This window comes from Streptomyces sp. NPDC029292 (assembly GCF_055569295.1).
Map to the genome: position 1 here is coordinate 159,171 of NZ_JBVHXR010000015.1, position 11,042 is coordinate 170,212.

9 protein-coding genes are annotated in these 11,042 nt (G+C 70.2%); 7 read left to right on the forward strand and 2 right to left on the reverse strand.

Annotation, left to right across the window (positions count from 1 at the left end):
- Positions 1-71 precede the first annotated feature (71 nt).
- The 6 genes from ACZ4WS_RS29885 to ACZ4WS_RS29910 all read left to right on the forward strand — a co-directional run bounded on the left by ACZ4WS_RS29885 (position 72) and on the right by ACZ4WS_RS29910 (position 7,147).
- Positions 72-971, forward strand: a complete 900-nt coding sequence (locus tag ACZ4WS_RS29885; RefSeq protein ID WP_467985279.1) for an N-acetylglucosamine kinase — start codon at positions 72-74, stop codon at positions 969-971.
- 181 nt (positions 972-1,152) lie between these two features.
- Positions 1,153-3,096 carry a phosphatase PAP2 family protein gene (locus tag ACZ4WS_RS29890; protein WP_467985281.1) on the forward strand — a complete coding sequence of 648 codons (1,944 nt, stop codon included), beginning with the start codon at positions 1,153-1,155 and terminating at the stop codon, positions 3,094-3,096.
- Between the two features lie 174 nt (positions 3,097-3,270).
- A complete protein-coding gene (locus ACZ4WS_RS29895) occupies positions 3,271-3,777 on the forward strand; it encodes a methylated-DNA--[protein]-cysteine S-methyltransferase (RefSeq protein ID WP_467985283.1) in 507 nt (168 codons plus the stop codon).
- A 4-nt stretch (positions 3,778-3,781) separates the two neighbouring features.
- Entirely contained in the window at positions 3,782-4,513 is a 732-nt protein-coding gene (locus ACZ4WS_RS29900) for a 2OG-Fe(II) oxygenase (RefSeq protein ID WP_467985285.1), read from the forward strand.
- Between the two features lie 419 nt (positions 4,514-4,932).
- The gene (locus ACZ4WS_RS29905; protein WP_467985287.1) at positions 4,933-6,216 is read left to right on the forward strand and encodes an SGNH/GDSL hydrolase family protein; all 1,284 of its coding nucleotides are present in this window, start codon (positions 4,933-4,935) and stop codon (positions 6,214-6,216) included.
- A 61-nt stretch (positions 6,217-6,277) separates the two neighbouring features.
- Positions 6,278-7,147 (forward strand): alpha/beta fold hydrolase, encoded by an 870-nt coding sequence (locus ACZ4WS_RS29910; RefSeq protein ID WP_467985289.1) that lies wholly within the window; start codon positions 6,278-6,280, stop codon positions 7,145-7,147.
- Between the two features lie 4 nt (positions 7,148-7,151).
- On the opposite strand, the gene ACZ4WS_RS29915 is transcribed toward ACZ4WS_RS29910, so the two are convergent.
- Positions 7,152-7,799 carry a peptidoglycan-binding domain-containing protein gene (locus ACZ4WS_RS29915; RefSeq protein WP_467985290.1) on the reverse strand — a complete coding sequence of 216 codons (648 nt, stop codon included), beginning with the start codon at positions 7,797-7,799 and terminating at the stop codon, positions 7,152-7,154.
- A gap of 161 nt (positions 7,800-7,960) precedes the next feature.
- On the opposite strand from ACZ4WS_RS29915, the gene ACZ4WS_RS29920 reads away from it, so the two are divergent.
- Positions 7,961-10,417 (forward strand): polysaccharide lyase 8 family protein, encoded by a 2,457-nt coding sequence (locus ACZ4WS_RS29920; protein ID WP_467985293.1) that lies wholly within the window; start codon positions 7,961-7,963, stop codon positions 10,415-10,417.
- 15 nt (positions 10,418-10,432) lie between these two features.
- On the opposite strand, the gene ACZ4WS_RS29925 is transcribed toward ACZ4WS_RS29920, so the two are convergent.
- Positions 10,433-10,696, reverse strand: coding sequence for a hypothetical protein (locus tag ACZ4WS_RS29925; protein ID WP_467985295.1), 264 nt, complete (start codon positions 10,694-10,696; stop codon positions 10,433-10,435).
- Positions 10,697-11,042 lie beyond the last annotated feature (346 nt).

An 11,042-nucleotide genomic window follows, 5' to 3' on the forward strand; every position in this document is an offset into this window, starting at 1 on the left:
TGTCCCCAAGACACGGTTCGCCCACCGTTCGCTTCGCACGCGCAGTACCGCGCAACGACGAAAGAGGCTCCGTGCAGGACTCCACGCCCCTCGTGGTCGGTATCGACGTGGGCGGCACCAAAACCCATCTCCGTGGTTGCGCGGGACAGACTCCCGTCGCCGATCACGTCCGTACGAGCAGTGGATGGCGGCCGCACGATCCGGTGGCCGCCGCCGCGTGGCTGGCCGCGCTGGTCCGTGCCGCGCTGCCGCGCGGCGCGCGTCCGTCCGCCGTCGCGGTGGGCGGGCACGCCTGCGAGACGCCCCGCCAGTGCGAGGAGATCCGCGCCGCGCTGCGGGCACGTCTCGGTGTGCCCGCGCTCGTCGTGGGCGACGCCGAACTGCTGGTCCCCGCGGCGGGGTTGGACAAGGGTGTCGGCCTGGTCGCCGGTACCGGTTCGGTGGCGGTGGGGCGGCTCTCCGACGGCACCGTCGTTCAGGTCGGCGGCTGGGGCGCGGTGCTCGGCGACGAGGGCGGCTCGGCCGGCCTCGTCCGCGAGGCGGCGCGTGCCGTCTGGGCCGCACACGATCGCGGGGAGGCCCCGGACGAACTGGCACGGGGACTCATCGCCGCGTTCGAAGTGAGCGAAGTGCCCTCGCTCGGGGCGGCGTTGGAGAGCGCCACGGACGTCTCCGCCGAGTGGGGGCGACACGCACCCGTCGTGTTCGCGGCCGCAGAGGAGGGCTCACCGCTCGCCCGCCGGGTGATCGCCGAGGGCGGGCGGTCCCTCGCCGCGCTCATCGTGCGGCTCGCCGGGCGCGGGGTAGCCGTCGACGACGTCGTACTGGCCGGCAGCACCGTTCTCGCGCAGCCCGTGCTGTACGACGCCTTCACGTCGTCGCTGGCCGAGGCGGTGCCGGGGGCACGGCCGAGGCCCTTGCGGGTGCCGCCGGTCGAGGGGGCGGTGGCGCTGGCCCGTTCACTCGTATGACATGTCTCGGACGCCGAGCCATACCCAGCCCGACATGACTCGGCCGTAGATCTTCGCTCGTACGACACATCCTCGCCGCAGGGCGCATGCGACTGACACGTCTCAAGTGCCCCAAGGCGTCCGGTCGATCGAACGACCTCCCGCCGGCCGCACGGCCGAAGAACTCAAGAGAGGCACACTCATGCCGTCACCAGCCGGGCACCGCTCCACCATGTCGGCCGGTCAACGCACTCTCAACAGGCGCCTGTTCCTCAGGGACTCCCTCGGCGTGTCAGCGGGTCTGCTGGCCGCGCCGACCGTCGTCACCTGGCTCGCCGCCGCGGACGCGAAGGCGGCCACGGGCCCCGCCGCGTTCGTCGACGACTACACGACCAACGTCCTGACCAACCTGACGCCCGAGACCAACGCGGTGGTCCGCGTCCTCGGCGGCATGGCCAAGGTGTGGAAGACGGGCGGTGCCTGGAACACCGGCACGCCGCTGCTGCCCGAGGTACTGCGCGCCAACATGCGCTACTGCGCCCGCGTCACCGCTGCCCGCACCGACGCGCAGGCGAAGGAGGCGTTCGTCTACGACCGGCAGCACCAGAGCTACGCGATCATCGCGGGCCTGGGTCCGCTGGCCGACCTCTACACGTCGGGCGCCAAGGCGGTCACGTCCATCACCAGTGCGCCGGACGGCACTCCCTCCGGCAAGATCAACGACGCCGTGCCCGCCGATGCCCCGGCCGGTTCCGCGCTCGGCGCCGGTGCCCACGACTCGGCGCTCGGCAAGGTGGCCGAGCTGGTCGACACGGTGCGCGGCTCGTTCGCCTCGGGCAACCCGGCCAAGTACGCCTACCAGTACCCGCGTCCATGGCGCATGAACGAGGACAGCGAGGTCGTCGACACCGGCGCGACGGACGCGCTCGGCTTCCCCGTGTACGACTCCGACGTGGTCGTCGCCCCGCAGCTGCTGTGGCAGCGCGGCACAGCCCCGACCGACGACGGCGGCTTCCCCAGCGGGCACACGAACGCCTTCCATCTGGCGGCCCTGGCGTACGCGTACGCGGTTCCCGAGCGCTTCCAGGAGCTGGTGGCGCGCGCCTTCGAACTCAGCCACACGCGGATCGTGGCGGGCATGCACTCCACCGTCGACGTCCTCGGCGGCCGGATCATGGCGACCGCCCTGGCCGCGGCCACGCTCGCCGACCCGCAGTACGCGGACCTCAAGGCCGCGGCGCGCGCCCAGGCGGCCGCGTACTTCCAGCAGCAGACCGGTGCGACGGCGGACACGCTGTACGCCTACGCGCACTCGGCCGACGCCGGCACGGACCCGTACGCCGACCGGGCCGCCAACGCCCGCGCGCTCACTCCGCGCCTGACGTACGTCCTCACCCGGCACGGCCGCTCCGAGGGCATGACCGTGCCCAAGGGGGCCGAGGTCCTGCTGGAGACGCGGCTCCCCTACCTCGACGCGGCCCAGCGCCGCGAGGTGCTCCGGACGACCGCCCTGCCGTCCGGGTACGTACTGCTCGACGGCTTCGAGCAGTGGGGACGCCTCAACCTCTTCGCCGCCGCCGACGGGTACGGCGCGTTCGACTCCGACGTGTCCGTCACCATGAACGCGGCCGACGGTGGCTTCAGCGCGGCCGACACCTGGCGCAACGACATCTCCGGCTGTGGCGCCCTGGTCAAGCGCGGCAGCGGTTCGCTGACCCTGACGGGAGCCAATCGGCACACGGGCGGCACAGTGCTGGAGGAGGGTGTGCTGACGGCCGGCTCCGCGGACGCGCTGGGACACGGCGACGTCCGGGTGCAGGGCGGCACGCTGGCGACGTCCTCCGCCACGGCCGTGCGCGTGCGCGGCGCCTACACGCAAGCGTCCGGCGCGACCTTGGAGGTGACGCTCCGCGACGGGCACATCCCCGCGCTGACGGTGGACCGGCGTGTGCTGCTGGCCGGGGACAGCGCGCTCTCCCTCCGGCTGGACGCCACCCGCCCGCCCGCTCCGGGCACCACGATTCCGGTGATCCTCACCCCTGCGCTGCGGGGCCAGTTCGGCCGGATCACCGTGCAGGCGGACGGGTACCGGGCGGTGCCCGTGTACACGGCCGAGGGACTCTCCGTACGGCTGACGAAGCGGTGATCCTCGTCCCCGCGGATGTACGGTGCCGGTCGCACCCCCGCCGGCCATGCTCATCCGCGGGGCCGGGCCGCAGCACGGTGTCCGAATCCCGCCAGCGAGAGTGGTCGGCAGGCCGCAGGATTGATGAAGGAGCACTGCTGACACCTCCTGACACGTAGCGAAAGGACACGACCGATGACGGTCTACACAACGGTCGACAGCCCGCTGGGCGAGCTGCTGCTGGTGGGCGAGGAGTCGGCCACCGCGAAGGGCGGCACCGCGCTCACCTCCCTCTCCATGCCCGGACAGAAGCGCGGCGCCGTCGTCCGGGACGGCTGGGTCGAGGACGCGGACGCGTTCGCCGAGATCACCCACCAGCTGCGCTCGTACTTCGACGGCACGCTGACCCACTTCGACATCGAGTACGTCACCGGCGGAAGCGACTTCCAGCAGCGGGTGTGGAAGGCCCTGGAAACCATCCCGTACGGGACCACGCTCAGCTATGGCGACATCGCCGCGGAGATCGGCGCGTCGAGGGCCACGGTGCGTGCCGTGGGCACGGCGATCGGCGCGAACCCGCTACTGGTCGTGCGCCCCTGCCACCGGGTGATCGGCGCGAGCGGCGCGCTCACCGGTTACGCCGGCGGCCTGGAGCGCAAGCGGCAGCTCCTGGACCTGGAAAACGCGCTCCCGGCCGCCTGACCTCATGATCGACACAACGCGCCTCGCGGGCCCCATCGGCGACCGCGTCACGGCCGGTGACTGGGAGACGCTGGCCGACGAGCTCGACGAACACGGCAACGCGCTCACCGGCCTCCTGCTCACCCCCGACGAGTGCCACGACATCGCCGCCCTGTACGACGACGGCGACCACTTCCGTACGACCGTCGACATGGCCCGCCATCGCTTCGGTTCCGGCCAGTACCGCTACTTCACCCATGAACTCCCCGATGTGGTACGGGAGTTGCGCGAGGCGTTCTATCCGCGCCTGCTGCCCGTCGCCCGCGACTGGGCGGCCAGGCTCGGCCAACCCGCGCCATGGCCGGACACGTTGGCGGAGTGGGTGGCGATGTGCCACGCGGCCGGGCAGGCCAGGTCCGCGCAGATCCTGCTGCGTTACGGACCCGGCGACTGGAACGCCCTGCACCGTGACGTGTTCGGCGAGATGCTCTTCCCACTCCAGGTCGTGATCGGCCTCGACGCACCCGGAGTCGACTTCACCGGCGGCGAGTTCATCATGACCGAGCAGCGTCCCCGCGCACAGTCGCGCGGATCGGCCAGGATCCTGCCGCAGGGGCACGGGCTGGTCTTCACCACCCGCGACCGGCCCGTGGCCTCCCGGCGCGGCTGGTCGACCGCACCGATGCGACACGGCGTGAGCACCGTCCGCTCCGGACGCCGTCACACCCTCGGCCTCGTCTTCCACGACGCGGCATGACACCGCATGACACCGCACGAGACGGCCGACAATCCCCCAGCGACCACGCCCGAGACGATCGGACCACAGCGACGACCTGAGACGACTGGTCCCTTTGCCTCCGTGCGAGACCGTGCTGGGGACGGTCGGGGGAGGTTCGGCGCAGGCCACGCCGGAGTTGGTGATGCCCCGCCGGTAGACGACCGTCAACACGGGTCCGGTGGATCGGAAGTCGAGTCCGACCGCCTCTGTCCGACCCCCCAACAGCCGGAGCTGGAGGACGGATTCCCCATTCGTACGCGAACTCGTTGGCCAGAGGGCTCATATTCGGCCGATCACGTCCGTCCCCACCTCCCGCTGAGCAGACATGCCTTACGGTGCGCCACTAGACCGGTTCAGCGTCATGGCCGGAATCCCGGAAAAGGGAGGGCGCACCATCCATGAATCGAAGATCGTCGATCGTGAGCCTGGTGGTTGCGGGGGCCCTCGCCGTCACCGCCGCCTATACATCTCGCCCGGCCGAGAGCGTGAACTCGCCGCACCCGAAGGCGCATTGGGTGACCACCTGGGCCGCCATGCCGCAGCTCACCGAGCCCGGCAACATGCCGCCCGCGCCGTTCACACAGGACCATCGAGTCCTCGCCGACGCCACGGTGCGGCAGACCGTCCATGTGTCGACCGGCGGACCGCACCTGCGACTGCGCTTCTCGAACGCGTTCGGGGGTGCCGCCCTGCCGATCACCTCGGTCTCTGTGGCACTCCCCCTGGGCGAACAGGCGGGCGTCAGCGGCATCCGGCCGGGAAGTTCTCAGCCCGTGACCTTCGGCGGCCGGTCCTCCGTGGTCGTTCCGGTGGGAGCGCAGATGGTTTCCGATCCCTTGGACTTCGACCTTGAGCCGGGATCGAATCTCACCGTGACGACGTACCTGGCCGAGGGCCAGGCGTCCAACGACATCACCTCCCACCCCGGTTCCCGGACCACGTCCTATCTGCAGGCCGGAAACCACGTGGGGGACGAGGACCTGCCCGGAGCCACCGCGACCAACCACTGGTACTTCCTCAGCGGTGTCGAAACCTGGTCCGAGGCCGCCACCGCGGCAGCCGTCATGCTGGGCGACTCGCTCACCGACGGCCGCGGCTCCACGACCAACATGAACAACCGGTGGCCGGACCAGCTGCTCAAACGGTTGCAGTCCCACGGGAGTACGGCCGACATCGCGATCCTCAACCAGGCGGCGGGCGGCAACCGGGTACTCAACGACGGTCTGGGCCCCAACGCATTGGCGCGCCTCGACCGTGACGTCCTGGCCCAGAGCGGTGTCCAGTGGCTGCTCGTCTTCGAAGGCATCAACGACATCGGCACCGCCGAGCCCACACCGGCGACCCAGAAGCAGGTCACGGCGGACCTGATCGCGGCCTACGACCAGTTCGTCGTCCGGGCGCACGCGCAAGGCATCCGGGTGTACGGGGCAACGCTGACGCCCTTCGGAGGCAACGCCCTGTACGACGACGCGGACGGGTACCGGGAGGCGGCCCGGCAGTCGGTCAACCAGTGGATTCGCACCAGCGGCCGGTTCGACGGCGTCGTCGACTTCGATCGGGCGGCCCGTGATCCGCAACAGCCCTCACGGCTCCTGCCGACGATCGACGACGGCGACCATCTGCACCTGAACCCGGCCGGCTACCAGCTCCTCGCCGATGCCGTCCCCGCTCGGCTGTTCTGAAGGGATGTCACACTTCGGCCCCCGGCGCACTCTTCTATGGAGACACTCACAGGAGGCCCGCATGAGGGAGATCGAGCTGTCCGCCGGGACGATCGAGTACGAGGACACGGGTGGCGACGGTCCCGTGCTGGTGTTGCTGCACGGCCTGATGATGGACGCCTCGCTGTGGGACGGACCGGTCGCCGACCTGTCCGCCGACCATCGGTGCGTCGTACCGACACTGCCGCTGGGCGCGCATCGCCGGGCGATGCGCGCCGACGCCGACCTGTCGCTGCCGGGGGTCGCCCGACTGGTCGCCGAATTCCTCGACCGCCTCGACCTGCGGGACGTCGTCCTCGTCGGCAACGACACCGGCGGGGCGCTGGTCCAGTTGCTGATGAACGACGGCGCGGAGCGCGTGGGACGGGTCGTGCTCGTCTCGTGCGACGCCTTCGACAACTTCCCGCCCGGCCTGACGGGCAAAACGCTCGTGCTCACCGGCAAGCTCTCGCCCCGATTGTTCGGACTGTTCATGCAGCAGATGCGGCTCCGGATGCTCCGGCGGCTTCCGATCGCGTTCGGGTGGCTGACCAAGCGAGGGGACGCCGCCACCGCGCGGTGGATCGGGCCGGTCCTGAAGCAGCCCGAGATCCGCCGCGATGCCGTACGCATGCTGCGAGCGGCAGGCGCCGACACGACACTTCTGCTGGCAGCGGCCGAGCACCTGCCCGAGTTCAAATGGCCGGCCCTCGTGGTCTGGGCCGGCGAGGACCGAGTGATGCCGCCCGAGCACGGCCGCCGCCTCGCCGGACTCCTCCCGCACGGACGCCTGGTCGAGATCGCGGACAGCTACACCCTCGTCCCCCTGGACCAGCCGCTACAACTTGCCCGAGTGGTACGGGAGTTCACCCACAGCTCCGACACGGACGGGGAATCACGTACGCGACCCTAGAGCGTCAGAGCGTCGTACGGGATTCCAGGGCGGCCCGGGTGTCGTTGCCGTAGACGCCGTTCTCGTCGCCCCGGATGCCGTACCAGAGCTGGAAGCGCGCCACGGCGGCGGTGAGTGCGGCGTCGTAGGTGCCGTTCGTGGTGCCGTTGTCGTACACGTTCGGGATGCGAAGGAGCCGTTCCTGGAGCTGCCTCACCTCGGCGCCGCTGTCTCCCTCCCTCAGGGTGCCCGCGCCGTCCGGGTCGGCCGCCTGGGCGGGGGCCCGGATGGCGGGCGTCGAAGGGGGACGGGTCCCCGGCTGTGATACGTCGTCGTGGTCGCCGCCGGGCAGCAGGAGCGCGAGGGCGAAGCCGACCAGCGCGGCCGCCGTCACCGCGACGGCGACCGCGGCGCGCCGCAGTCCGGGACCGCGCCCGGCCGGAACAGGCGGCAGCTCCTGCGTCTCGTCCTCCTCCGCGGGCGGCAGAAGCCTCGTCGCCGTCGCGGGAACCGCGACCGACTCATACCCCTCGTCCGGATCGGATCCCCCCTCGTCCTCCCGCACCTGCCTCACCAGCTCCGCCAGCGCCTCCGAGCGGCGGCGCCGCTGGACGTGGGTGGGTTCGAGCGCCGGGCGCCTCGGGGGCTGCCCGAGTCCGGGCGGTATCGACACACTGCTCTCCTTCCGGGCGGTCTCCCGCCATCCCCGTGAAGTGATACGGGGGCCGGGGCCCGGGAGTTCAGCGGAGCGCCGGACCTCACCGAACGATCGATATGCTCAATTCAGCAAGATTAGTTGAGCGTTTGAGCGTCACCGTGCTAGAAACCGCCGTCATGACGACTCGTTGGTCACGCCGAGGCTTCCTCGCCGCAAGCAGCGGCACCGCGCTCGCGCTCGGGGTGCACACCACCGCCGATGCCGCCCCCCTCACCTCCACCGAGATCACCGAGACCACCGACGCCGCGGACGAGTTCGCGGCTCTGCGCGCCATATGGCGCGCCCTGATCCTCGGTGAGGGTTTCAGCCCCACCGCCGAGCCCTTCAAGACCCGGCTCACCGAACTGGGCACCACCGCGAGCCAGTTGCGGTCCACAATGGCGCCCGTGTCCGGCTCGCTGTGGCCGGACCTGGTGTACGCCGATCCGGAGCCCGACACCGACCAGGAGTCGTACGGCTACTCGGGCAACATGAACACCAGCTACACCCGGCTGAACACCCTCGCCCAGGCCTACTCCCAGCAGGGCACCGGCCTGACCGGCGACACCGGTCTCAGGGACGACATCCTCAGCGGCCTCGATCACCTCTACACGGAGGTCTACAACGAGAACCAGGCCCGCTACGGCAACTGGTACAGCTGGCAGATCGGCGCACCGCAGGCACTGCTCGACATATGCGTGCTGATGTACGACCAGCTGTCGGCCACCCAGATCGCGAACTACCTCAAAGCGGTCGACCACTTCGTACCGGACTCCGCGGTCGCCGCCTACAGCGGAACGAGCACGGGCGCCAACAGGGTCGATCTGTGCCGGGTGTTGGCGCTGCGCGGTGTCGTGGGCGCGAGCTCCGCGAAGATCGCGCTGGCCCGGGACGCGCTCTCGCCCGTCTTCCCGTACGTGAGCGGCGGGGACGGGCTGTACACCGACGGCTCGTTCATCCAGCACACCACCGTCCCCTACACGGGTTCGTACGGTTCGGTGATGCTGGGCGGGCTCGGGATGCTCTTCGCCCTGCTCGCCGGGTCCACCTGGGAAGTCACCGACTCCAACCGGCAGATCGTCTTCGACGCGGTGGAGAACGCCTGGGCGCCGTTCCTCTACAACGGTCTCGTCATGGACGGCGTGTCCGGGCGGGCGGTCAGCCGGGGTCTGTCCGCGTCCGATGCCAAGCAGATCCAGCAGGACGACCATCTGCGCGGCCATCCGATCCTCGCCTCGATCGTGCTGCTCGGGCAGGGGGCGAGCAGCGCGGAGAACGCGCGCTGGCGCGGTCTGGTGAAGGGCTGGATGCAGCGCGACTACTACAGCCCGCCGATGAGCAATCCTTCGCTGGGTCTCACAAGTCTGGTGCGGCTCAAGGGAGTTCAGGACGACACCACGGTCTCGGCGATCGCCGAGCCGACCGGGCACCGGCTGTTCACCAACATGTCGCGGGCCACCCACCGCCGCCCCGGCTGGGCCACCTCGATCAGCATGGCCGACCGGCGGATCACGTACTACGAGACAGGCAACGGCGAGAACCTGCACGGCTGGCACACCGGTTCCGGAATGCTCTACTGGTGGGGCGACACCTTCGGCAACGGGCAGTACAGCGACGCCTTCTGGCCCACCGTCGACCCGTACCGGCTTCCCGGTATCACGGCCTCCCGCAAGGTGCTCGCGGACGCGGCCGGCGGTGACTGGGGCGCGTCCTTGCCGGACGTGAACTGGGTGGGCGGCGCGACCGACGGGCAGCGGGCCGCGATCGGCCAGTACCTCAAGGGCCTGCAGAGCACCCTGATGGCGAAGAAGTCGTGGTTCTGTCTGGACGACTCGATCGTCTGTCTCGGCGCCGGGATCAAGTGCACGGACGGCACGGCCGTGGAATCGACGGTCGAGAACCGCAATCTCGGGCCCACCGGCAGCGCGCCCTTCACCGTGGACGGCACCGTCAAGCCCGCCACCTACCCCTGGTCGGAGACGCTCACCGGCGCGAAGTGGGCGCACATCGGCGGCCACGGCGGCTATGTCTTCCCCGGCGGCGCCACCGTCAAGGCGCTGCGCGACGCCCGTGACGGCAAGTGGAGCGACATCAACAAGGGGGGTGCGACCACGGTCCTGAACCGCAAGTACCTGACGATGTACGTCGATCACGGCACGGACCCGACGGGCGCGGCGTACGCCTATCTACTCATGCCGGGGGCGACCGCCGCCCAGACGCAGACGCGGGCCGCCGCCACGAGCTGGCTGACGGTCCTCGCCAACACCGACAACCAGCAGGGGGTCAGCGTCCCGTCGCTCGGCTTCACGGGAGTCAGCTTCTGGTTCGGCGGCACGGTCGGAAATCTCACCGCGAGCAATCCGTGCTGCGTGATGATCAGCGAGAAGAGCGACGGCACCGCGGTGATCTGCGTCAGCGATCCGATGCGGATGCAGACGAGCCTGACCCTCACCTGGAACCGGGCGGTCTCGTCGGTGACCTCCCAGCCGTCCACCGTCACGTCGGCGACGACCGGCTCCTCCCTGAAGCTCATCTTCGGGGACCTCAGCACGACCGCGGGAGTCACACAGAAGATCATCGTCAAGCTCGGCTGAATCGGGCCAGGTCGGCTACATCGGCCTCCAGCCCCGCGCGAACAGCGGAGTCGCGGTCTTCAGCGTCTTCGGCTCCGGTACGTCCACGACGCACCCCAACTGCCGTACGGGCGCGGACGGCGGCGCGGGCACCAGTTGCGCGTCACCTATCCCTACGTGACGGGCCGCTGGTACCAGCTGGAGATCATCAGAACCGGCACCGACACCTGAACCGGCTACGTCGTCGACGCGACTTGCCAACACCTGGACGACGACCGGGAGTTGGACGGTCCCCGCCACGTCCGGCTACCTCAAGCCGAGTGGTGTCGGCTTCGTCGAGTACTACAAGTCGGTCGCCGACTGCGGTTCGATCCCGTGCGCGCAGGCGGTCTGGAACAACCCCTTCGTCAGTCCGGAGCCGGGCACCGGATCCAACACCAGCGCCTACACGTATGGCCCCCGCAAAGCCAATGCGCGCTACTCGATCAGCGGCGGTCAGGTGACGATGACAGACGGGGGCTGAGCATGCGGGTCTGGGGGGGTCCCCCCCCACCCCCACCGAACCACGGTCCCCGTGGTCGCAAAAGAACCGCCGTTTAGCGTCCCGTGTCGGTCTGCGTTGTTTCCCAACGACGCGAAAACACCG

What these genes read in the sequence shown, in the direction of transcription:
- ACZ4WS_RS29890 (WP_467985281.1), top strand. Translation starts at nt 1,153, where the DNA reads ATGCCGTCACCAGCCGGGCACCGCTCCACCATGTCGGCCGGTCAACGC.
- ACZ4WS_RS29895 (WP_467985283.1), top strand. Translation starts at nt 3,271, where the DNA reads ATGACGGTCTACACAACGGTCGACAGCCCGCTGGGCGAGCTGCTGCTG.
- ACZ4WS_RS29900 (WP_467985285.1), top strand. Translation starts at nt 3,782, where the DNA reads ATGATCGACACAACGCGCCTCGCGGGCCCCATCGGCGACCGCGTCACG.
- ACZ4WS_RS29905 (WP_467985287.1), top strand. Translation starts at nt 4,933, where the DNA reads ATGAATCGAAGATCGTCGATCGTGAGCCTGGTGGTTGCGGGGGCCCTC.
- ACZ4WS_RS29910 (WP_467985289.1), top strand. Translation starts at nt 6,278, where the DNA reads ATGAGGGAGATCGAGCTGTCCGCCGGGACGATCGAGTACGAGGACACG.
- ACZ4WS_RS29920 (WP_467985293.1), top strand. Translation starts at nt 7,961, where the DNA reads ATGACGACTCGTTGGTCACGCCGAGGCTTCCTCGCCGCAAGCAGCGGC.